The 21381-nt window shown below is 33.5% G+C and carries 24 protein-coding genes and 1 riboswitch; of the genes, 18 read left to right on the top strand and 6 right to left on the bottom strand.

The window, feature by feature from the left end:
* Window positions 1-25: 25 nt before the first annotated feature.
* The 3 genes from CN692_RS16720 (at window position 26) to CN692_RS16710 (ending at window position 2670) form a co-directional block, all read left to right on the top strand.
* Window positions 26-796, top strand: coding sequence for an enoyl-CoA hydratase (locus CN692_RS16720; protein WP_257144052.1), 771 nt, complete (start codon window positions 26-28; stop codon window positions 794-796).
* A 56-nt stretch (window positions 797-852) separates the two neighbouring features.
* The gene (locus CN692_RS16715; RefSeq protein ID WP_098120306.1) at window positions 853-1626 is read left to right on the top strand and encodes an electron transfer flavoprotein subunit beta/FixA family protein; all 774 of its coding nucleotides are present in this window, start codon (window positions 853-855) and stop codon (window positions 1624-1626) included.
* Window positions 1627-1692: 66 nt separating this feature from the next.
* Complete coding sequence (locus CN692_RS16710) at window positions 1693-2670, top strand: electron transfer flavoprotein subunit alpha/FixB family protein (protein WP_098120305.1); 978 nt, start codon at window positions 1693-1695, stop codon at window positions 2668-2670.
* A gap of 693 nt (window positions 2671-3363) precedes the next feature.
* Here CN692_RS16710 and CN692_RS16705 read toward each other — a convergent pair.
* The 3 genes from CN692_RS16705 to CN692_RS16695 form a co-directional block, all read right to left on the bottom strand.
* On the bottom strand, window positions 3364-3606 hold the full coding sequence (locus tag CN692_RS16705; RefSeq protein ID WP_098120304.1) for a hypothetical protein: 243 nt from the start codon (window positions 3604-3606) through the stop codon (window positions 3364-3366).
* A gap of 206 nt (window positions 3607-3812) precedes the next feature.
* Window positions 3813-3971, bottom strand: a complete 159-nt coding sequence (locus tag CN692_RS16700; RefSeq protein WP_098120303.1) for an FbpB family small basic protein — start codon at window positions 3969-3971, stop codon at window positions 3813-3815.
* Between the two features lie 190 nt (window positions 3972-4161).
* On the bottom strand, window positions 4162-4632 hold the full coding sequence (locus CN692_RS16695) for a GNAT family N-acetyltransferase (protein ID WP_098120302.1): 471 nt from the start codon (window positions 4630-4632) through the stop codon (window positions 4162-4164).
* A 169-nt stretch (window positions 4633-4801) separates the two neighbouring features.
* On the opposite strand from CN692_RS16695, the gene trxA reads away from it, so the two are divergent.
* The 3 genes from trxA to CN692_RS16680 all read left to right on the top strand — a co-directional run bounded on the left by trxA (window position 4802) and on the right by CN692_RS16680 (window position 7561).
* Window positions 4802-5119 carry a thioredoxin gene (gene trxA / locus CN692_RS16690; protein WP_098120301.1) on the top strand — a complete coding sequence of 106 codons (318 nt, stop codon included), beginning with the start codon at window positions 4802-4804 and terminating at the stop codon, window positions 5117-5119.
* A gap of 300 nt (window positions 5120-5419) precedes the next feature.
* The gene (locus tag CN692_RS16685; protein WP_098120300.1) at window positions 5420-5857 is read left to right on the top strand and encodes a MarR family winged helix-turn-helix transcriptional regulator; all 438 of its coding nucleotides are present in this window, start codon (window positions 5420-5422) and stop codon (window positions 5855-5857) included.
* Window positions 5858-5935: 78 nt separating this feature from the next.
* A complete protein-coding gene (locus tag CN692_RS16680) occupies window positions 5936-7561 on the top strand; it encodes an MDR family MFS transporter (RefSeq protein ID WP_257144051.1) in 1626 nt (541 codons plus the stop codon).
* A gap of 104 nt (window positions 7562-7665) precedes the next feature.
* Here the strand turns inward: CN692_RS16680 and CN692_RS16675 are convergent, their stop codons facing one another.
* Window positions 7666-8097 carry a PepSY domain-containing protein gene (locus tag CN692_RS16675; protein ID WP_098120299.1) on the bottom strand — a complete coding sequence of 144 codons (432 nt, stop codon included), beginning with the start codon at window positions 8095-8097 and terminating at the stop codon, window positions 7666-7668.
* 146 nt (window positions 8098-8243) lie between these two features.
* Between CN692_RS16675 and uvrC the strand changes: the two genes are divergently transcribed.
* From uvrC to CN692_RS16660, 3 genes are all read left to right on the top strand, one after another.
* On the top strand, window positions 8244-10019 hold the full coding sequence (uvrC, locus tag CN692_RS16670) for an excinuclease ABC subunit UvrC (RefSeq protein WP_098120298.1): 1776 nt from the start codon (window positions 8244-8246) through the stop codon (window positions 10017-10019).
* A gap of 79 nt (window positions 10020-10098) precedes the next feature.
* Window positions 10099-10274, top strand: a riboswitch (Lysine riboswitch).
* 106 nt (window positions 10275-10380) lie between these two features.
* Window positions 10381-11622 carry an aspartate kinase gene (locus CN692_RS16665; protein WP_098120297.1) on the top strand — a complete coding sequence of 414 codons (1242 nt, stop codon included), beginning with the start codon at window positions 10381-10383 and terminating at the stop codon, window positions 11620-11622.
* Between the two features lie 217 nt (window positions 11623-11839).
* A complete protein-coding gene (locus tag CN692_RS16660) occupies window positions 11840-12049 on the top strand; it encodes a hypothetical protein (RefSeq protein ID WP_098120296.1) in 210 nt (69 codons plus the stop codon).
* 104 nt (window positions 12050-12153) lie between these two features.
* On the opposite strand, the gene CN692_RS16655 is transcribed toward CN692_RS16660, so the two are convergent.
* Window positions 12154-12606 carry a YslB family protein gene (locus CN692_RS16655; RefSeq protein ID WP_098120295.1) on the bottom strand — a complete coding sequence of 151 codons (453 nt, stop codon included), beginning with the start codon at window positions 12604-12606 and terminating at the stop codon, window positions 12154-12156.
* A 322-nt stretch (window positions 12607-12928) separates the two neighbouring features.
* Between CN692_RS16655 and CN692_RS16650 the strand changes: the two genes are divergently transcribed.
* The 9 genes from CN692_RS16650 (at window position 12929) to CN692_RS16610 (ending at window position 20296) form a co-directional block, all read left to right on the top strand.
* Window positions 12929-13564: a succinate dehydrogenase cytochrome b558 subunit gene (locus CN692_RS16650; protein WP_098120294.1), complete on the top strand. Its 636-nt coding sequence runs from the start codon at window positions 12929-12931 to the stop codon at window positions 13562-13564.
* A gap of 14 nt (window positions 13565-13578) precedes the next feature.
* Complete coding sequence (sdhA, locus tag CN692_RS16645; protein WP_098120293.1) at window positions 13579-15345, top strand: succinate dehydrogenase flavoprotein subunit; 1767 nt, start codon at window positions 13579-13581, stop codon at window positions 15343-15345.
* Between the two features lie 7 nt (window positions 15346-15352).
* A complete protein-coding gene (sdhB, locus tag CN692_RS16640) occupies window positions 15353-16114 on the top strand; it encodes a succinate dehydrogenase iron-sulfur subunit (protein WP_056473098.1) in 762 nt (253 codons plus the stop codon).
* 550 nt (window positions 16115-16664) lie between these two features.
* Window positions 16665-17276 (top strand): lysozyme inhibitor LprI family protein, encoded by a 612-nt coding sequence (locus CN692_RS16635; RefSeq protein WP_098120292.1) that lies wholly within the window; start codon window positions 16665-16667, stop codon window positions 17274-17276.
* A 207-nt stretch (window positions 17277-17483) separates the two neighbouring features.
* Complete coding sequence (locus CN692_RS16630; RefSeq protein WP_098120291.1) at window positions 17484-17777, top strand: 3-isopropylmalate dehydrogenase; 294 nt, start codon at window positions 17484-17486, stop codon at window positions 17775-17777.
* A 183-nt stretch (window positions 17778-17960) separates the two neighbouring features.
* A complete protein-coding gene (locus CN692_RS16625) occupies window positions 17961-18197 on the top strand; it encodes a hypothetical protein (protein WP_098120290.1) in 237 nt (78 codons plus the stop codon).
* 386 nt (window positions 18198-18583) lie between these two features.
* Window positions 18584-19006 carry a hypothetical protein gene (locus CN692_RS16620; protein WP_098120289.1) on the top strand — a complete coding sequence of 141 codons (423 nt, stop codon included), beginning with the start codon at window positions 18584-18586 and terminating at the stop codon, window positions 19004-19006.
* A 166-nt stretch (window positions 19007-19172) separates the two neighbouring features.
* Window positions 19173-19949 (top strand): hypothetical protein, encoded by a 777-nt coding sequence (locus CN692_RS16615; RefSeq protein WP_098120288.1) that lies wholly within the window; start codon window positions 19173-19175, stop codon window positions 19947-19949.
* Between the two features lie 134 nt (window positions 19950-20083).
* Window positions 20084-20296 (top strand): hypothetical protein, encoded by a 213-nt coding sequence (locus CN692_RS16610; RefSeq protein ID WP_098120287.1) that lies wholly within the window; start codon window positions 20084-20086, stop codon window positions 20294-20296.
* Window positions 20297-20589: 293 nt separating this feature from the next.
* On the opposite strand, the gene CN692_RS16605 is transcribed toward CN692_RS16610, so the two are convergent.
* Window positions 20590-21306 (bottom strand): SDR family oxidoreductase, encoded by a 717-nt coding sequence (locus CN692_RS16605; protein ID WP_098120286.1) that lies wholly within the window; start codon window positions 21304-21306, stop codon window positions 20590-20592.
* Between the last annotated feature and the right edge of the window lie 75 nt (window positions 21307-21381).

Genomic DNA, 21381 nt, shown 5'->3' with positions numbered 1-21381 from the left:
ACTTCAAAAATAAGGAGGAATAGTTGTGAGTTTAATTCAATGTAAAATATCCGACGGTATTGCATTTCTAACAATTCAACATCCACCAGCAAATGCTATGTCTTCGGTAGTATTTGCTGATTTAGTTAAGCGTTTAGATGAATTAGAAAATAACGATGATGTAAGCGTTTTAGTTGTCCATGGAGAAGGTAAATTTTTCTCTGCAGGTGCAGATATAAAAGAGTTTACTTCATTCAAAAATGCAGAAGATGCAGCTGCTGTAGCTAGAAGAGGTCAATTAGTATTTGATCGTGTTGAAAATTATTCTAAGCCAATTATCGCAGCAATTCATGGTGCTGCATTAGGTGGCGGATTAGAATTTGCGATGAGCTGCCATATCCGAGTTGTTGCAGAAAATGCAAAACTTGGTTTACCTGAATTAAACTTGGGAATCATTCCTGGTTTTGCTGGGACACAACGATTACCTCGTTATATTGGAAAAGATAAAGCATTAGTAATGCTTGCTACTTCTGAACCAATTTCTGGTGTTGAAGCTGGTAAAATTGGATTAGCTACAATTGTAGTTCCAGAAGATAGTTTATTAGAAGAAGCGACAGCCTTGGCTGCTAAAATAGCAAGAAAAAGTATGCAATCAATTGAATATGTTCTACAACTACTATCTTCAACAAGAACTGAATCTTATCATGAAGCGGTTGAAGAAGAGTCTAAATTATTTGGAGAAATTTTTACAACTGAAAATGCAAAAGAGGGTATTTCGGCATTTTTAGAAAAAAGGAAACCAGTGTTTAATAAATAAGTAGTTTAATATTTTAAAAAAATAGATGTAGTTACAATTCCTAGGAGGGTATAACAATGAACATTTATGTACTATTAAAAAGAACATTCGATACTGAAGAGAAAATTACAATTTCAAATGGTGCAATCCAAGAGGATGGCGCTGAATTTATTATAAATCCTTATGATGAGTATGCAGTTGAAGAAGCAATTCAAATCCGTGACGCTCACGGCGGCGAAGTAACAGTAGTAACAGTTGGTAACGAAGATAGCGAAAAAGAACTACGTACAGCACTAGCAATGGGTGCTGATAAAGCCGTGTTAATTAATGTTGAAGATGATGTGACAAATGCTGATCAATATACAACATCTAAACTAATTGCAAAATACTTAGAGGATAAAGACCCTTCAATTATCTTAGCTGGTAATGTAGCAATTGATGGTGGTACTGGTCAAGTAGGTCCTCGTGTTGCTGAATTATTAAACATTCCTTACGTAACGACAATTACAAAAATCGAAATTAGTGGTACAACAGCTACAATCGAACGTGATGTAGAAGGCGACACAGAAATTATTGAAACATCTTTACCATTATTAATTACTGCTCAACAAGGTTTAAACGAGCCAAGATATCCATCTTTACCTGGGATCATGAAAGCTAAGAAAAAACCTTTAGCCGAGTTAGAATTAGATGATTTAGATCTAGAAGAAGATGAAGTTGAAGCAAAAACAAAAACGATTGAAATTTACCTTCCTGCGAAAAAAGAAGGCGGTAGAGTTTTAGCTGGTGAATTACAAGACCAAGTTAAAGAACTAGTTTCATTATTACGTTCTGAGGCAAAAGTAATTTAATTTAATTGAATATGGGAACAGACTAATAGATTAATATCGTAATCGAAAATTTTGGAGGGAAATAACATGTCACGTAAAGTATTAGTATTAGGCGAAGTTCGTGAAGGTTCATTACGAAATGTTTCATTTGAGGCAGTAGGTGCTGCTAAAACAGTTGCTGAGGGCGGAGAAGTAGTTGCTGTATTAGTAGGTAAATCAGTAAGTGCATTAGCTACTGAAATGATTCAATACGGTGCAGACCGTGCGATCGTTGTAGAAGATGAAAAATTAGCATCTTATACTTCTGACGGATATTCTCAAGCATTATTAGCTGTTATTGACCAAGAAAAGCCAGAAGGTCTTGTATTCGGCCATACTGCTTTAGGAAAAGATTTATCACCAAAGCTTGCAGCTCGCTTACAAAGCGGACTAATTTCAGACGTTACAACAATTGAAGTAGCAGGTGGAAATATCGTTTTCACTCGTCCAATTTACTCAGGTAAAGCATTCGAGAAAAAAGTTATGGTAGATCCATTTATTTTTGCGACAATTCGTCCAAACAATATTACAGCATTAGAAAAAGATGCTACTCGTAGTGGTGATGTGGCAACTGTTTCTGTTGAAATTAAAGACTTACGTTCAATCGTAAAAGACGTTGTACGTAAAGCTAGTGAAGGCGTAGACCTTTCTGAAGCTAAAATTATTGTTGCTGGTGGACGTGGAGTTAAGAGTGAAAATGGATTTAACCCATTAAAAGAATTAGCAACAGTATTAGGAGCTGCTGTAGGTGCATCTCGTGGCGCTTGTGATGCTAACTACTGTGATTACTCTTTACAAATTGGCCAAACTGGTAAAGTTGTAACACCTGATTTATACATCGCATGTGGTATCTCAGGAGCAATTCAACATTTAGCTGGTATGTCTAACTCTAAAGTAATCGTTGCAATCAACAAAGATCCAGAAGCTAACATCTTTAAAGTAGCTGATTATGGAATCGTTGGTGACTTATTCGATGTTTTACCATTATTAACTGAAGAATTTAAAGCGGTATTAGTTAACTCTTAATCTCACTGTAAAATGAAGGTGTCCCTAATTTTTTAGGGGGCCTTCTTTTTTTTATTGTTGGGAATCGGGAGTTAGATTGGTTAGGGGAAATAGAAGTAGAGCATGGGAATAAGAAGGTGGAACGGTAAATAAAAAAGTAGAATGGTAAATAAAGATGGGGCAACGCAATTAAAAACGGTATAACGCAAATAAAAATGGGGCAACGCAAATAAAAACGGTATAACGCAAATAAATCTGGGGAATCGCAAATAAAAACAGTATAACGCAAATAAAACTAGGGAATCGCAAATAAAACCGGCATAGCGCAAATAAAAATGAGAAATCGCAATTAAAATAAGAAATTACCCATACCGGCTAGGGTATTACAGCCTATTTTCGTATAAAAGCAGATACTTTCGAATGAAAAATTAAGAGATATCCTTACATTTCTTTCGAATTAGTTAAAAAAATGGATAAATAGTTGTAATTCGGTATCCAAAGAACAATATTTTCAACTACAAATGAAAAACTTCACTAATATACCCCCGTTTATGTTTTTCGCGCGACGTTAATCATCAAAAGGTTAACAATTTCTTTCTATTTCATCCGTGTATTTTGTTTTTTTTTCAATAAAAAAAGAGGAGTCATTTGTCAGTTACTCTGACTTTTTGAACACCTCCTTTTATAGTTCTTCTATTTTACAAGCCATTGCCACTACATCCTAACAATGACTGATCCACCGCCAGATGTTACTACTTGTTTTTGGTTTTGCTCAAGTTGTCTAAGTAATTCATTGTTTGCTTCGATTGCTTTTACAAGGTTAGTAATTTGATTTTCAAGATTCATAAACATTTGCATAACCGTTTGATGATCAGTTTGAACGTGACCTTGAACGCCATTTCTCATAGGATGTTGCGGGTGGTGATGAGGGGGTGAATTCCAAAATGGATGATGCATATTTTAACCTCCAATTTCTAGACCAATGTACCATATAGTACGTCTAATTTATTGTAAGAGTTCGCCTATTTTAAATAGATCAGGATTTATTGCGAATTAATATATAGGAAAGAAGTGAGTCGATTTTAAAAACTGGGGTACTTGCTATCTATGAGGGCATGGGTGAACAAAAAAAAGTAACCCCCTTTAAAGGATTACTTAGTAAATTAAGAAATAGCTTTGTTTATTTTGCTTTTTTCGTATAGTAATTCGTGGCGTTTTTCAATTTTTCTTTCAATCTTCTCAATTTCTTCTTTGTTGTGCAATAAAGATTGTTTATTCTCATTAACTAATTGGTTAAACGTTTTACGAAAAGGTTTTCTCATGACTGCCACTCCTAACGTTAAATTTTTTGAATATTATTATTATATTCAATAATATATTAACATAAAAATCTGACATTTCCCAAGTAAGATTTTACAAAATTGTGACAAATGTAATGAGTGATTCGATTACTTATGGACTAGTTCAATAATCTTAATGAGTTATATGGTAGTGGTAGTCGTTTTTTAACATTTACGAATAAAGTTTTTCATATACTTCAACTTCAATTCCATCTGTATTTGTTCTATTTTCAACAAATGTAAATCCTTGAGATTGCCAAAATGTTTTAGCTTGCTGGTTACTCAGCAGTACACCTAAACGTAATCCGTGAATACTTCTTTTTAATAGTAGCTCTTCGAATAATAAAAATGCGTTTGTTCCGAATCCATAACCTTGGTAATCATTATGTATCATTAATAGCCCTAGCCAAGGAAAACCATCTTTAGGATTAAGTTTTAAAAAATCAACCAATCCTATATATGTATCATCTAGCTTTATAAAATAAGTTTCCGTTTGTGTTGAGGAATCAAAATACTCATTCATCAGTTCTTCTTTTGTTCTAGTTAGTCGACCGTTTTCCATTAAATTGTAACTTTGATTAGAATTTGTAATTTCTTCGATTACTTCTATTAAGTCTTGTGTAATTTTTTCAAATGTTATCATTTTTTTTTAGTCCTTTCACTGGTATATCAACAATTTGTTTGGTTATAGTAAGTTTGAGCAAATTAATAGAAAATGCTAATTCTCATATGGTATACTTTCTTTAAAATTATAACAAATTATGTCAATCATCATATTTTACTTTATAGATTGGCAATAGGAGGAAATATAAATGGCAATTGTTAACGCAACAAACGCAACGTTCGCAGAAGAAACAAAAGAAGGTGTAGTACTAGTTGATTTTTGGGCAACTTGGTGTGGGCCTTGTAAAATGATCGCTCCTGTATTAGAAGAATTAGCTTCTGAATATGGTGATAAAGTTAAAATCGTAAAAGTTGATGTTGATGAAAATCAAGAAACAGCTGCTAAATTTGAAGTTATGAGCATTCCATCATTATTCGTTCTTAAAGATGGCGAAGTAGTTGATAAAACTTTAGGTTTCAAACCAAAAGAAGCTTTAGAAGAATTAATTACTCCACATATCGGTTAATAATAATTTGTAAGAAATGCACTCATAATATGAGTGCATTTCTTTTTTTTGCACAGTTTTTCTTCTTTATAATATTTAATTAAAAATAGAGTCATTTGGCAAAATACGATGGAGTTTATTTATTACTGAAATGAAATGGTTTTCATTAATAAGACCAAGTTTAACCTTTAGATTTTGTTAAAAATTTCTAATGTAAATAGGATTGACTATTTTTCTGTCACGTTTTATATTTAATAAGCATTAATATTTAACAGGCATTAAATATTTATTCGGATTAATTGTTAAAGGAGGTTAATATTCTTGGGGAACAAAAATGAGTACATTGAACGGATTCAGACCGCGCTTCATTCTGCTATTCACAAAATGCAACCAAAGGTGACAGAAAGTATGAATAGTCATGGAGTAACAGCTACTCAATTTTTTGTTTTGATGTACTTACGAAAAAATGAGAGCTGTAAAATATCTGAAATCGCGGAAATGATGGGTGTAAAACCAAGTGCGGTATCCTTTATGATTGATCGACTTGAACATAATAATTTTGTTTATAGAGAACATGATAAAAAAGACCGTCGAGTTGTAAATATTATGCTAAGTGAGGAAGGTATAAAAAAATTAGAAGCTGTGCTTAAAGAACGAAAAGAGATTTTTGAAGGCATCTTATTTAACCTTTCTGATGAAGAGCTTTTACAATTTGCAAAGATTACAGAAAAGCTTGCTAACGCAGCGGCTGATATATAGAAAATTTTTACAAAATACTTTTTTGTATTAGTTATTATAAAAAGAAAAAAGATAGTGGAGAGAAGGGAGAAATATATTTTGAGTACAAATACAGTTGTTCAAAAAGATTATAATCGTAAACTATTGCTAATTGGTCTTATTATAGCAATGTTTTTCTCGGCATTAGATGGTACGATTGTTGGTACTGCAATGCCTAAAATTGTAGGAGACCTTGGTGGTTTAAGTATGATGACTTGGCTTACAACAGCATACTTATTAACTTCAACTACTGTTGTGCCGATCGCTGGTAAATTAGCCGACTTATTAGGTCGTAGAAGTGTATATATTGCAGGTTTAGTTATATTCATGGCAGCTTCTGCTTTATGTGGTATTGCACATAATATGACAGAATTAATCATTTACCGTGGTATTCAAGGTATCGGTGGCGGTGTAATGATGCCGATGGCGATGATTGTAATCGGGGATTTATTTACAGGTAAAGAACGTGCGAAATTCCAAGGGGTTTTTGGTGGTATTTACGGTTTAGCGTCAGTAATTGGTCCACAAATTGGTGGTTGGATTGTTGACTCATTAAACTGGAAATGGGTTTTCTACATTAACCTTCCTGTTGGGATTATTGCAACAATTTTTATTGCTTTAGGATTAAAAGGTCGTAAAAATTCTGGTCCAATCAATTTCGATATTGCTGGTATGTTTACGATGATCATTGGTGTTGTAAGTTTACTACTTGCTTTAAGTTTAGGCGGAGTTAAGTATGATTGGAATTCTTGGCAAATCATTGGTTTATTTGTTTTAGCAGTGGTTGGAATCGTTAGCTTCGTTATTGTAGAAAATAAAGCTAAAGAGCCAATTTTACCAATGCATTTATTCAAAAATAGAACTTTCGTAACATTAAACTTAATTGGTTTCTTTATGACAATCGCGATGTTTGGCGCAATCATGTTCGTACCATTCTTCATGCAAGGTATTGTTGGAACAAGTGCAACTCAATCGGGAACTATTATGACGCCGATGATGGTTACTATGATTATTGCAAGTATTATCGGTGGTCAGGTTGTATTTAAAGTTGGGATAAAACCACAAATTATTACAGGTATGTTCGTAATCGCATTAGGTTTATACCTACTAACAACTTTAGACATGAATTCAAGTAAAACAATTGCAACAATTTTTATGGGAGTTATGGGTCTTGGTATTGGTTTAGTAATGCCGACAATTACACTAGCTCTACAAGAAGTTTTCGATAAGAAAGAATTAGGGATCGTAACATCTTCAAGCCAATTCTTCCGTTCAATCGGTGGAACATTTGGAGCTACTGTTTTAGGTGCTGTAATGAACAGTAAATCAGGAACACTTTTAAATCATGATTTAGTTCCATTTTTAAATAAATTACCAGCACAAGCAGCTCCATTAGTAGACAAATTTAAAGACATGATTAATACAACACCTCAATCTGTATTTACAATGTTATTTAATGCGGATGCTAAAAAAATAATTCCTAAACCAATCCTAGAAGGAATGTTACCAATCATTAAAACTTCTTTAATGGATTCTTTACACCAAGTATTCTTCGTAGGTTTAGGATTCATTTTAATTGGTGCAGTCGTAACTTTATTCCTAAAACCAATTAAATTAACGAATAGAAAAGCTGGAGACAATGAAAATAAAGAAGAACAAGTTAAAGTTGAAACTGCGACTTCTTAATTTCTCAAGCTAAATAAAATAAAAAACCATCTAGATTGTGGTTCACTACATTCTAGATGGTTTTTGTTTTTTTAAAAATCTATATTTAAGACACTAACCAAACATTAAATAGCCATTGAAACTTTTTCTCTTCGCTTTTTCGTTTTTCTTTTATTTCTCCACAAAATCCAAGATAAAGTCAGTCCAGTTCCAGTAAGAATAAAAAGACCGATTCCACTTATTAAACCAATAATACCGGTATGTAAGCTTTTTACTGAAAAGGCTGATTGCTCAGGTCTATTTTGAAAATTAGGGAATTGAGTATTGTTTCCAGTTTGTCCATTTTGAGAAGTTGTGTTGTCACCGTTTTGTGAATTAGATTGTTGATTTCCATTAAACTGGCTACCTGAAGGGAATTGACCATCTTGCATAGAAAATCTACTTCTTTCCTCGCCTCCTTTATTAAAGTATAGGATTATTCCAGTTGTTGATTCGATTAGTAAGAAAACCGAAACAATAACACCAATCCAAAAATGAATCGCTCGAACTTTTTTCATTTAGTATTCTCCTCTTCTTAATTACTATTGAAATTAAAGGTATAATAGAAAGCTTAATTTTTTCTTAATTACATTAAAGTATTTTCAGTTTTTAACGATGGAGATTATAATATTAAGTGTACAAATGCACGGAAGGGGGTTTGACATTGAATAATCATTTAAAAGAAAAGTTGGCGCTATTACCAGATCAACCTGGATGCTATTTAATGAAAGACGTTCAGGGGACAATTATCTATGTAGGAAAAGCCAAAGTATTAAAAAATAGAGTTAGGTCATATTTTACAGGATCTCATGATGGTAAAACGTATCGTTTAGTTCAAGAAATCACTGATTTTGAATATATTGTGACTTCTTCAAATATGGAAGCATTAATTCTTGAAATGAATTTGATTAAGAAATATGATCCCAAATATAACATCATGCTAAAGGATGATAAGTCATACCCCTTTATTAAAATTACTGCTGAAAAACATCCGCGTTTATTAATTACGCGTAATGTGAAGAAGGATAAAGGAAAATATTTTGGACCGTTTCCTAATGCCACTGCTGCAAATGAAACGAAAAAATTATTAGATCGTTTATATCCATTGCGAAAATGTACTTCATTACCTGATAAGGTTTGTTTGTATTATCATATTGGTCAATGTCTTGCGCCTTGCGTAAAAGAAGTAACCGATCAACAGAACCAAGAAATAGTAAATGAAATTGTTCGTTTTCTAAATGGTGGTGAAGATCAAATTCGAAAAGAGCTTGAGGCAAAAATGTTAGCAGCATCGGAGCAATTAGATTTCGAGCGAGCGAAAGAATACCGAGATCAAATTGTGTCAATTGAAGCAACGATGGAAAAGCAGAAAATGATGAATAGTGATTTGGTTGATCGAGATGTGTTTGGATATGCAGTGGACAAAGGATGGATGTGTGTTCAAGTTTTCTTTGTTCGAAGTGGAAAATTAATTGAGCGAGATGTGTCTTATTTTCCAATTTTCGATGAGCCAGAGGAAGAGTTCCTTTCATTTATAGGACAATTTTATGAAAAACCTCATAATATAAAGCCGAAAGAATTATTCGTACCGGATAAAGTTGATACTGAAATTTTAAAAGAATTACTGAAAGTTCCTGTTCTACAACCAAAAAGAGGACAAAAAAAGGAATTAGTTGTATTAGCAAATAAAAATGCCAAAATTGGTCTCGGTGAAAAATTTAAATTAATCGAGCGTGACGAAGAAAGAACAGTTAAAGCAATTGAAAAACTAGGTGAAATATTAAATATTGAAACTCCTTATCGAATCGAGGCATTCGATAATTCAAATATTCAAGGTACGAATCCTGTTTCAGCAATGATTGTATTTATAGATGGAAAACCGTCAAAAAAAGATTATCGAAAATATAAAATTAAAACTGTAGTTGGACCAGATGATTATGATTCAATGCGTGAAGTTGTAAGGAGAAGATATTCTAGAGCATTAAAAGAAAATCTACCTTTACCAAACTTAATTATCGTCGATGGAGGTAAAGGACATTTAGCTGCAGTAGAGGATGTACTTCAAAATGAATTAGGTTTATTCGTTCCAACCGCAGGACTTGTTAAGGACGAAAAACACCGAACTTCAGAGTTATTAATTGGGCAGCCACCTCAAATTGTACAATTAGGAAGACAAAGCCAAGAATTCTTTTTACTCCAAAGAATTCAAGACGAGGTGCACAGATTTGCGATTGAATTTTACCGTCAGTTGCATAGTAAATCGATGGTTCAATCTGCATTAGATGGTATTCCAGGTGTCGGTGGTACTAGAAAAAAAGCCTTACTTAAATATTTTGGATCTGTTAAAAAAATAAAAGAAGCAACAATTGATGAATTAATAGCAGCGAAAATACCAAAAAATGTTGCAGAAGGAATCTATCAATTTTTCCAAAATGAGTGATATTTAGATTCTTCCAATATTTTTATCTTGACACTATTTTCAAAATAATTTATATTTTAGTTAAAATTAAATGATTTTCTCTCGTAATAGAGGTGCAAAACCTAAGAGTATGCTGTCATAGACGTGTGGCGTTGTAATGGACAGTTGAAAGGATGTTTTGCCGAAACAAAAGGAATCCACAATTCATTTTGTTGGGACTGCATTTAAGAAATGTAGTACTGTCGCATAATAATTATGCGGGGAGCTATTGAAGAGATGTTGATGATTTGTCTATTTTATTTATTGTAAATTAGGCGCGTGAACATTGCTTCACGCGCTTTTTTGTATTCTTTTTTAAGTTAACAAAGTGAGGATGAGAAAAATGGGAATTATTGTTCAGAAATTCGGTGGTACTTCAGTAGGCTCAATTGAACGAATACAGCATGTTGCTGAAACAGTAACCAAATCTTACAAAGAAGGAAACCAAGTCGTTACAGTTGTTTCAGCTATGGGACATCATACTGACGAACTTGTTAGTCTAGCAACACAAATTAGTCCACAAAACAATAAGCGCGAATTAGATATGCTACTTACAACAGGTGAACAAGTTACTATTTCATTACTTGCAATGGCAATCCAAGCTAAAGGGTTTAAAGCCATTTCACTAACAGGTTGGCAAGCAGGTATTCAGACTGAATCTGTTCATGGTAATGCTCGAATAGAAACGATTCATACTGAAAAAATTCAACAGTTGCTTGATGAAGGTTATATCGTAATCGTAGCTGGTTTCCAAGGCTTAAGTGAAAATAATGAAATTACAACGCTTGGCCGCGGTGGTTCAGATACTACAGCAGTAGCTTTAGCTGCAGCTTTAAATGCAGAACGTTGTGATATTTATACTGATGTATTAGGAGTTTATACGACGGATCCTAGAGTTGAACCAAATGCATCGAAATTAAGCCGTGTCTCGTATGATGAAATGTTAGAACTTGCAGCTTTAGGAGCAGCTGTTTTACATCCTAGAGCAGTTGAATTCGCAAAAAATTATAATTTAGTCATTCAAGTACGATCAAGTCAACATGATGAAATCGGTACATTTATTGGGGAGGAACAAGAAATGGAACAACAATCAGTCGTAAGAGGAATCGCATTCGAGTCTAATGTAACAAGAATGACTTTAAACGGTTTAAATAATCATGTAGATTTATTACCTAAAATCTTTACTTTATTAGCAACTGAAGGTATTGATGTTGATATTATTATTCAAAGTGTAACATCTGATAATTTAGTAAACCTTTCATTTTCAATTAAATCAGAAAATATGTTGGAAGCAATTACAGTCCTAGAATCAAAGAAAGAATTTTTAGGTTATCGTTCATTTGATTTTGAAAGCGAACTTGCTAAAGTCTCAATTGTTGGTAGTGGAATGGTTTCAAATCCAGGTGTAGCTGCGAAAATGTTTAAATTTTTAGCTGACAGTGATATTCCGGTAAAAATGGTTAGTACATCAGAAATCAAAGTGTCAACTGTTGTACCTAAATCAAAATTACAAGAAGCAGTACATGCGCTTCATGAAGGATATGAATTAAATCGTATTAATGAAGAAGTAGCAGTAGAAAATTAAATAGTAAATAAAAACCCTTTTAGGCAAACCAATCTTTCTTTAAAACGGCTAAATAGTGATTTTAACAAAATAATCACTATAATCATTTAAAGCCATAGAGTATTGAGAGGACGCATAAAAGGGTTTTTTTGTAACTAAATCGAATAAATTAAGTAAATATTCTGTAAATTAAGAAAGGGTGTCGAATGGTCGAATTGAATAGTAGGAGGTATTAATAATGATGCATAGTTTAATTTTGTACGGATATGGAGAAATTGTGCTACAGCTAGTGCTATTAATACTCACCATTTTGATTTTTGTTTTTATTTGTTTATTTTTCATTAATTATATTATTAAAGGAGTTAAACGTAAAAACGAAGTAAGTATCGAGGAAGAGATTATGTGCAGGAAAAGTGAGGAAGGCCAGGGAATAGGGAATTCAGAATAAAGGTAGTGTAATAAGGAGTTAAAAGTTTGTAGGGGTAGATGAGGGGGATTTGGTGTTTTTTTGTAAAAAAAGTAACCACAAGGAAAAATGCCTTGTGGTTATTTTTATCTTTTTGTAATTGGATCTTTTAAATCCCATTTTACTTGGAATTTTACTTTGTGGCCTCTTTTACTTTGTTCTTCATATGTTTCAGCAATAACGTCTATTTGCTGTTCAATTTGCATCGCTAGAAATCCTGCTTCTAATTGGTAAGAAACGTTCTTTTTATGCTCATTTCTGTATGTAATTAAATCAGACGATAATGTTAAATGAACTTCTTGCTTCTTTTCTTCTTCAACAGTAAGAGTACCCCATCCTGCTCTTTCAAAGAACTCGATAATTTCTTCAAATGTCGCTAAAGGATATTTTCTGGCAATCATTTTACCCGCCCAATATAAAATATCATTTTGATCTTTTCCTAGTAAATTGTTTAATAGATCATCGCGTATAAGTTCATAGCCAAAACCAGAAATATTTCCCGGAATATTTATATCTTCAATTTCAATGTCGTTCGTCATGGTCGGATAACAACTCCTCTTCCTAAAAAAACATGTTTTTATTATATACAAAATTCAATAAGAAAAACAATATTTGGAAACGTTGATAGTAATAATTGGAAGGCTCTATACAGTACAGATAAACAAACTAAATGAGAAGTTTTTTCAGTAAAGAAAAATGTACGCGTTTTCTTGACCTGCTATATTATCAGGAGTAAAATGGTTTGTAGATAAATGTCATAAAAATTTCGACTTTTTATGCAGTAATACTTTTTATTATTTTTTAAGAATAATAGAAGAATTAAATTTTCATGTGCACAAACTAAAGGGGGCAGGGGTTTACATGAGCAACAAGAATGGAAGGGAGTTTTTCTTTAGAAAACTTCATTCATTGCTAGGAGTTATACCAGTTGGAATCTTTTTAACACAGCACTTAGTTGTCAATCATTTTGCGACAAATGGAGCATCATCATTCAACAAAGCTGCAGAATTTATGGCGAATTTACCATTCCGCTATTTTTTAGAAATTTTTGTAATTTTCTTACCAATTTTATACCATGCGGTTTATGGACTTTACATCGCATTCACAGGTACTAGCAATGTTAAAAATTATGGATATTTACGTAACTGGTTATATTTATTCCAACGTATTTCTGGCGTAATTACACTAATTTTTATTACTTGGCACGTGTGGCAAACACGTATTGCTGCTCAAATGGGAGCAACAGTTGACTATAATATGATGGCTGATATTTTCACTTCAAAATTTATGTTAGTTTTCTATATAGTAGGTGTAATTTCAACAATTTTCCACTTTGCTAATGGATTATGGTCGTTCTTCGTATCTTGGGGAATCACTGTAACACCTAGATCACAACGTATTTCAACATATGTTACATTAGGTGTTTTCGTTTTATTAACATTCGTTGGGTTACGTGCTATCTTTGCATTCATTGATCCAACACTAGCGAACTTGTAAGGAGAGATATAGTCATGAGTGGGAAAATAATTATCGTCGGTGGCGGACTAGCTGGTCTTATGGCAACAATTAAAGCCGCTGAAGCTGGTACAAAAGTAGATTTATTCTCATTAGTTCCTGTAAAACGTTCACATTCTGTATGTGCTCAAGGTGGAATTAATGGGGCTGTTAATACAAAAGGTGAAGGTGACTCTCCATGGGAGCACTTTGATGATACAATTTATGGTGGGGATTTCTTAGCAAACCAACCACCAGTAAAAGCGATGGCAGAAGCAGCACCTGGTATCATTCATATGATGGACCGTATGGGTGTAATGTTCAACCGTACGCCTGAAGGATTATTAGACTTCCGTCGTTTCGGTGGAACGCAACATCACCGTACAGCATTTGCTGGTGCTACGACTGGGCAACAATTATTATACGCATTAGATGAGCAAGTTCGTCGTTACGAATCTGAAGGTCTTGTTCAAAAGTATGAAGGCTGGGAATTTTTAAGAGTTGCTGTTGATGATGAAGGCGTTTGTCGAGGAATCGTTGGACAAAACTTAACATCTATGGAAATTGTAAGTTTCCCTGCGGATGCTGTAATTATGGCATCTGGTGGCCCTGGAATTATCTTTGGTAAAACTACAAACTCAATTATCAATACTGGTTCAGCTGCTGCAGCTGTATATCGCCAAGGTGCGATTTACTCAAATGGTGAATTTATTCAAATCCATCCAACTGCTATTCCTGGAGATGATAAAAACCGTTTAATGAGTGAAAGTGCTCGTGGTGAAGGTGGACGAGTATGGACTTATAAAGATGGTAAACCATGGTATTTCTTAGAAGAGAAATATCCTGCATATGGTAACCTTGTACCAAGGGACATCGCTACACGTGAAATTTTCTCTGTATGTGTTGACCACAAACTTGGTATCAATGGCGAAAACATGGTGTATTTAGATCTTTCACATAAAGATCCACATGAACTTGATGTAAAACTTGGTGGAATTATCGAGATTTATGAAAAATTCACAGGTGATGATCCGAAAAAAGTTCCAATGAAAATTTTCCCAGCAGTACACTACTCAATGGGTGGATTATGGGTTGATTATGACCAAATGACTACAATTCCTGGATTATTTGCAGCTGGTGAGTGTGATTACTCAATGCACGGAGCAAACCGTTTAGGAGCTAACTCATTACTTTCTGCTATTTATGGAGGAATGGTTGCTGGGCCAAATGCTGTAAGATATGTAAATGGTTTAGCGAAATCTTCAGATGATATTTCATCTTCTGTATATGAAGCAAATGCTAATGAAGAAAAAGAAAAAATGAATCGCATTTATAAAATGGACGGTAAAGAAAATGCATACCTTCTTCATAAGGAACTTGGAGAATGGATGACAGACAACGTTACTGTAGTTCGATTCAATGATCGCTTATTAAAAACTGATGAAAAAATTCAAGAGCTTTATGAGCGTTATCAAAACATTAATATCAATGATACAGCTAAATGGAGTAACCAAGGTGCTTCATTTACTCGTCAACTTGAAAACATGCTTCACTTATCACGTGTTATTACTTTAGGTGCATATAACCGTAATGAAAGCCGTGGAGCTCACTATAAACCAGAATTCCCAGACCGTAATGATGAGGATTTCTTAAAAACTACAATGGCTAAATTTGATGAGAAGACAAATTCACCATTATTCCATTACGAAGATGTTGATACTTCATTAATTGAACCAAGAAAACGTGATTATTCTAAGAAGAAGGAGGACAAAGCAAATGCATAATGGAACAATGACTGCTGAAAAGACAATTACGGTAATCGTTAAACGTCAAGATTCACCAAATACTGCACCATATGAAGAAACATTTACTGTCCCTTATCGTCCGAATATGAACGTAATCTCGGCATTAATGGAAATTCGTAAAAACCCAGTTAACTCAAATGGGAAAGAAACGACTGCAATTTCTTGGGATATGAACTGTCTTGAAGAAGTTTGTGGAGCATGTTCAATGGTTATCAATGGTAAACCAAGACAATCATGTTCTGCACTTATTGATAAATTGGAACAACCAATTCGTCTAGAGCCAATGAGCACATTCCCTGTAGTACGTGACTTACAAGTTGATCGTAGTCGTATGTTCGACTCTTTAAAACGCGTTAAAGCATGGATTCCAATTGATGGAACGCATGACTTAGGTCCTGGACCAAGAATGCCAGAAAGAAAACGTCAATGGGCTTACGAATTATCAAAATGTATGACTTGTGGAGTATGTTTAGAAGCTTGTCCAAACGTTAATAGTAAATCGAACTTTATTGGACCTGCACCACTTTCACAAGTTCGTTTATTTAACGCTCATCCAACTGGAGAAATGAATAAGGAAGAACGTTTACACGCAATCATGGGAGACGGTGGACTTTCAAACTGTGGTAACTCACAAAACTGCGTACAATCTTGTCCAAAAGGTATTCCTTTAACAACTTCAATTGCAGCGTTAAACCGTGCAACTACAATTCAATCTTTCAAAGACTTCTTTGGAAGCGATGAAATTTAATTTTCTAAAAAAGCATGTTCTTATGAACATGCTTTTTTTTGCTTTGGCTATTTTAAAGTAGTGTGTTGATTTTCTTATTGTACTAACTGGCAGATTAGTTACATAAGGAAAGTACTATTCATCTCTAAATTAGAATAATTTACTATATATTACACTTTAGATTTTGTGGGGTTGAAAATATGACAATAAGTTCCTTTTACGTTCTGTTAATAATTGGATTTTTGCTCTGGTTACTTTATATGGTAATTACTACAAAAAATGAAGTGCGTGAGTTGCGTAATTTATTAAATGTGCATATGGCAGAACTGAAAAAAAGTATACGGGAAAAATAACTTCATATTCAACAAAATCATGCAATAGGTGAAGAACACAATCTGCTTAAATGCGGCTTTTCTATTCAACAAAATGGCAGTGGAATAAGTAATGTCTAAAATTCAATATAAAAAAGAGCAACTTCCCCCAAGTTACTGATAATGCTTATAAAGGGATAATTGTCTTGATTAACAATATGATATTTTCCTACCAAAATAGAATATGAGGAGAATAGAGAATGAAATTAAAAACCTTATTAATAATTTCATTAATAACGGTTGTTTCAGGATGTAGTGCAGAAACATCCAATAACACAGTAATAAAAAAAACAAAAACTGATGAAACAAATGGAGCTACTACGATAAAACAAGATGATAAAAACTCAAATGAGCAATCGGAGAATAATAATTTATATGGAACATTTGACGTATCTGGTGAATTTTCGAAACTTATACAATCAAATCCAATTGACCGAGATTATCAGAAAGAACTTGATGATTTCCAAAAATCAAAAGAGTTTTCAACAACTGGATGGATACAATTAGAAGCAAAATACTCCAGTATTTGGGATAAAGAATTAAATGAAGTTTACCAAAAACTTTTACAAAAACTAGATCCAACTCAAAAAGAATTATTAATTGAATCACAAAAAGGTTGGTTACAGAATCATTTAAAAGAATCCGCATTTGTGCAAAAAACATTTTCTAATGAACTTGGAACTCAAGGACAAGTGAACATGGTGATTGCAAGCAAAGATAGAATAAGAAATAGGACAATTCAATTAATGGAATATTACTACATGCTAGGAGGAAAAGTTACATTCTTATATACTTCTTCTATTAACGATTAAAAAGTTAACACCTATAGAGGCTAGTAATAAACATATGGGTGCAATTCTTTATTTGCATAACAAACGACTGCTTCGTCGGCGGTCTTTTTTTGTGTTACTAAAGATAATTCTTAAATAATCACCTTAACTCATATGGTAAAATATGGATATATATATAATTGGAATTTGCTAATCGATAATAAAAATTATGTGAACAGGGAGGATTACATGTCGAAACTAATTCTTATGTTAATGCTGATAATTTCCATATTATCTGTAAATTTAGTAGCATTTTTTTACTATCGAAAAACAAAAAACATATACTTCTCTGCATTTATCATACTTATTTCTGCGGGAGTTTTAGCGATTCTTGATGGATTCATTGCTATGAAACTTCTTAATGATGCTTTTGGATTCTTTTTCGGATTAAATCTAGTTGGGCCCTCTTTATTAATTAATAGTATTATTGTATTTCTGATCGCCATAGTAGTAAGTGTTATAAAATTTTTCAAAAAGGGCTGAATAGATACTATCTTATGTAACTAACGCATGCGATTCTTCAATAACGAAGGATCGTTTTTTTGTAGCTAAGTGGCAAGTTAGTTGAACAAGGAATTGGACAAATATTAATAGAATAAGTAATGAGTGGCTTATATACGATGTTTTTCTTTGGATTATTTAATAAAAGTTAAGGAGATTTGTTAAATGAGGAAAAATGTGAATTATCTATATTGCATTATTGGAAGTGCTATACTTGCTTTGTTAAATTCACCCATTTTTGGCTACGCTAAACTTGGTATTTTCCCTGGCGGGTATGGTGGACACACATTTGGAGAATTTTTAGTTACGATCACTGATTACATATCATTAGTCGGCTTTATTTTGCTTATCATATTTTCTATTATTTTGATTGTGAAAAATCTGTTTTTAAATAAATTATAGTTTAGTGGATAATTTTTTATTGGGTCTTGTGCTTTCTCAATTATGGATTGTAGGTAATTTAAAAATCGAAAAAAGATTGAACCAAAATAACTTCATTTCATTCAAAGGATCTTATGCAACTAACGCATACAATAGTTGAAGATCACGAGTCACAAAAGTGGCTCGTTTTTTATTGAACAAAACGGCAGTTTAGTTGCATAAGGAATTGAAGTTTAGGCAACGTGAAACATAATTTTGACCGATTGAGAGGAAGGAATTTGATATGAGTATTTCGAATATCGTAGTGATGATGTATTGCAGAAATTATCTACACACCATCAAACCAATTTTCAAATTCCAAAATCGAAATTTATAATTTAATCATGATGAGAGTCTGGAGTGATATTATGAGGAAATGGTGTTTAGTAGCTTTTATATTAATTTTACTCGTAAGCACTGTATTGGGGTGTAGTAACAAACTTAAGAATTTAACGAGAATTGAATACATACAAATGAGTACAAACGGAACATATTCGGATCCAGAAATAGTAACAGATAAAAAGAAACTTGAAAAAATTGAGCGTATTTTCAGTAAAATTACATGGGAAGAAAACGTTGCAGTAAAAAGAAAACGAATAGCAGACATTAAAGCAACATTGTTCTATGAAGAAGATAAAAACATGCCTGAAAGGCTCTACGAGTATGATATATGGTTCCACAGTGATATCAACAAGGCTGTATTGATTGGTGACAATAATAAACAAAGTTATGCCATGTTGAACAAAGAACTTTCAAAAGAATTGAAAGAACTCTTGAATTATGGAAAGTAGAGTTGTGTCTCATTAGGTAAGTCATTGATATGTAACAAACGCATGTGTTAGTTGAAGGTTACGAGTTGCTTGCAGCTCGTTTTTCTCTTGAAGTAGATGGCAGTTTAGTAGCATAAGGAATGATATAATAAAAGTAGTTATTTAAATGAATTGAGGTAAATTTTTTTTGAAAAAGACATCACATTTAAAGAAGATTATCATATTAATTACTTTGTTCCTTTTATCCTGTTTATTACTGGTTAAGTGCAATATACCAGATAACGAGAGGGATCAAATTTCTATTAAAAAGCTAAACCTAAAGTATGTTAAAGAAAATGATCCTGATTTTTTTATTGAATCAATTCGAGTGAACAGTAATGACAAACGTTTAGGTAATCCAGTAGAACTAAAAAGTGCAGATTACGGATGGATGCTAGATTTATTGTTAGAAAATAAGAAAGAAATTTACAATGAAAGAAAATCGAATACATACAAAGTAAAGCTAACTTTTATGGAATATGGTTGGACATTCGAACACGAAACGAGCCGATATGATGGTAAACAATCTACATTTTATATTAGTCAAAAATTGCAAAAACAGTTTATCCAGCAGTACTTAGCTTCATATCCTAGAAATATTATTTTAACTAAAAAGAAATACAACTGGGATGAAAAAATCGAAGGAAAAATAACCATTGCAAAATACACTTCGCTTGATCAGGGCTTAATTCTTGCATTAAGTGGTAGTAACGATGGTGATGGATCAGATTTTCCTATTAAAATAGCTGATTTATTTTCTAAAAACACAAAATCAAATGATGAAGTAATAACGATTCCGTTTAGTTTTAAGATATCTGATTATCAAAAGAAATTGAGAGATAGTAATCAAGTTTATATTGAATTAATAAGTACTGACGGTACGCTGGTTTATGTTGATGACAAGGTACCATTAAGAACAAAATAATATATTATTGCACAACTAACGCAAGCGATTCTTCGATAAAGAAGGATCGTTTTTTATGCAGCTAAATGGCAGTCTAATTGAATAAGAAATGATTAAATTATGCTATTATTAGATATAAATTAGGGGGAACATATGTGACTGACAAATTTATGGGAATGAGCATACCAGAACTATCATCAAAATTAGTAGTGGCCCCTTTGTTTATTATTAATCTAATAATGTGTATTGGCTACTTAATTGTCCTGCGAAAAGAAAAAGGGTGTTTTGTATTTATTGGAAAAATCTATTCCTTTATTATTATAGTTAATTATATTGTTGCCCTTTATTATCGTTTTTTCTACTCATGAAATTCAACTAACGCAATGCGTTCGTTACATAAGATCACAAAAAAATGCAGATTTACAACGATAAGGAAATACCAATACTAAAAAGCCCAACTTCTCCGTAAATTTACAGAAAGGTTGGGCTTTTTCGTTATTCATGTGAAAATGTATACTCTCTTACCTTTTAAGAAAAGCGGACATGGCTCTCCTTTTTTTCTGCCAAAGGAGCAGGCCGTGAGAGCTAGATATCAATAAGAAAAAGTTATACTCTCCTTTAGAAAAAACAATTCTCTGGTATACAGAGAATGGTCCTTTCATCACACAAGCGGATGACCGCCGTTAATTTCAATCGTGCTTCCTGTCATGAACTGGTTTGTGACAACAAATTTCACGGCCTCCGCGATATCGCGAGGTCTTCCGATGTTCTTTGCAGGCAAACGTGAGGCAACTTGTTCGTAATAGTCTCGGCGCACCTTTTCATCCATATGGCCGTATGCCGGGGTATCGACGGTTCCCGGCGAGATAGTGTTCACGCGGACTGGACTGAGTTCAATCGCAAGCGCCCGCGCCAAGGATTCCACTGCGCTGTTAATAGCCGATTGTGTAGACCTGCCGGGCAGCGGCTTTTGAGACAGTGCGCCTGAGAAAAAGGTTAAGGTGCCTCCCTCCCTGATAGATGCCGCACCATATTTTGCGGCGCGGTATTGCCCCCAGAATTTGCTTTCAAATGCTGACTGCGCCTCAGGTACGGGCAAATCGAGGAACATCCCGCCTGCTCCCTGTGCCGCTGTCAAAACAAGATGGTCAAACGGGCCGATCTGATCAAAGAATGCTTTGACACTCTCTTCATCGGTCATATCTACCGCATATGCTTTCACCTTTTCGCCCAGCTCCATTTTGGCCTGTGACAGTTTTTGGTTGGACCGGCTTCCAATTATGACTTGTGCTCCTCCCTCAACGAAAAGCTTTGCAGTTTCCAAGCCAATGCCCGAACTGCCTCCGATGATAACGATACGTTGATTATTCATGTTCATTCCATTCTCTCCCTTTCATTTGCCTTTTTAATTTTATATATTTGAAACTTCAAAAGCCTTTTTTGTATCAATCCG

It is taken from the genome of Bacillus sp. AFS002410 (genome assembly GCF_002556365.1).
Taxonomy (GTDB): Bacteria; Bacillota; Bacilli; order Bacillales; family Bacillaceae_G; genus Gottfriedia.
Note: the sequence above shows the minus strand (reverse complement) of the source record. Positions and strands in the feature narration are given on the sequence as shown.

Excerpts from the sequence above, each read along its gene's own strand:
- trxA (WP_098120301.1), top strand. The coding sequence starts at position 4,802 with ATGGCAATTGTTAACGCAACAAACGCAACGTTCGCAGAAGAAACAAAA.
- CN692_RS16630 (WP_098120291.1), top strand. The coding sequence starts at position 17,484 with ATGTCGAAACTAATTCTTATGTTAATGCTGATAATTTCCATATTATCT.
- CN692_RS16635 (WP_098120292.1), top strand. The coding sequence starts at position 16,665 with ATGAAATTAAAAACCTTATTAATAATTTCATTAATAACGGTTGTTTCA.
- CN692_RS16700 (WP_098120303.1), bottom strand. The coding sequence starts at position 3,971 with ATGAGAAAACCTTTTCGTAAAACGTTTAACCAATTAGTTAATGAGAAT.
- CN692_RS16625 (WP_098120290.1), top strand. The coding sequence starts at position 17,961 with ATGAGGAAAAATGTGAATTATCTATATTGCATTATTGGAAGTGCTATA.
- CN692_RS16605 (WP_098120286.1), bottom strand. The coding sequence starts at position 21,306 with ATGAACATGAATAATCAACGTATCGTTATCATCGGAGGCAGTTCGGGC.
- CN692_RS16660 (WP_098120296.1), top strand. The coding sequence starts at position 11,840 with ATGATGCATAGTTTAATTTTGTACGGATATGGAGAAATTGTGCTACAG.
- CN692_RS16665 (WP_098120297.1), top strand. The coding sequence starts at position 10,381 with ATGGGAATTATTGTTCAGAAATTCGGTGGTACTTCAGTAGGCTCAATT.
- sdhB (WP_056473098.1), top strand. The coding sequence starts at position 15,353 with ATGACTGCTGAAAAGACAATTACGGTAATCGTTAAACGTCAAGATTCA.
- CN692_RS16710 (WP_098120305.1), top strand. The coding sequence starts at position 1,693 with ATGTCACGTAAAGTATTAGTATTAGGCGAAGTTCGTGAAGGTTCATTA.
- CN692_RS16655 (WP_098120295.1), bottom strand. The coding sequence starts at position 12,606 with ATGACGAACGACATTGAAATTGAAGATATAAATATTCCGGGAAATATT.
- CN692_RS16675 (WP_098120299.1), bottom strand. The coding sequence starts at position 8,097 with ATGAAAAAAGTTCGAGCGATTCATTTTTGGATTGGTGTTATTGTTTCG.
- sdhA (WP_098120293.1), top strand. The coding sequence starts at position 13,579 with ATGAGTGGGAAAATAATTATCGTCGGTGGCGGACTAGCTGGTCTTATG.
- CN692_RS16620 (WP_098120289.1), top strand. The coding sequence starts at position 18,584 with ATGAGGAAATGGTGTTTAGTAGCTTTTATATTAATTTTACTCGTAAGC.
- CN692_RS16705 (WP_098120304.1), bottom strand. The coding sequence starts at position 3,606 with ATGCATCATCCATTTTGGAATTCACCCCCTCATCACCACCCGCAACAT.
- CN692_RS16695 (WP_098120302.1), bottom strand. The coding sequence starts at position 4,632 with ATGATAACATTTGAAAAAATTACACAAGACTTAATAGAAGTAATCGAA.
- CN692_RS16715 (WP_098120306.1), top strand. The coding sequence starts at position 853 with ATGAACATTTATGTACTATTAAAAAGAACATTCGATACTGAAGAGAAA.
- CN692_RS16650 (WP_098120294.1), top strand. The coding sequence starts at position 12,929 with ATGAGCAACAAGAATGGAAGGGAGTTTTTCTTTAGAAAACTTCATTCA.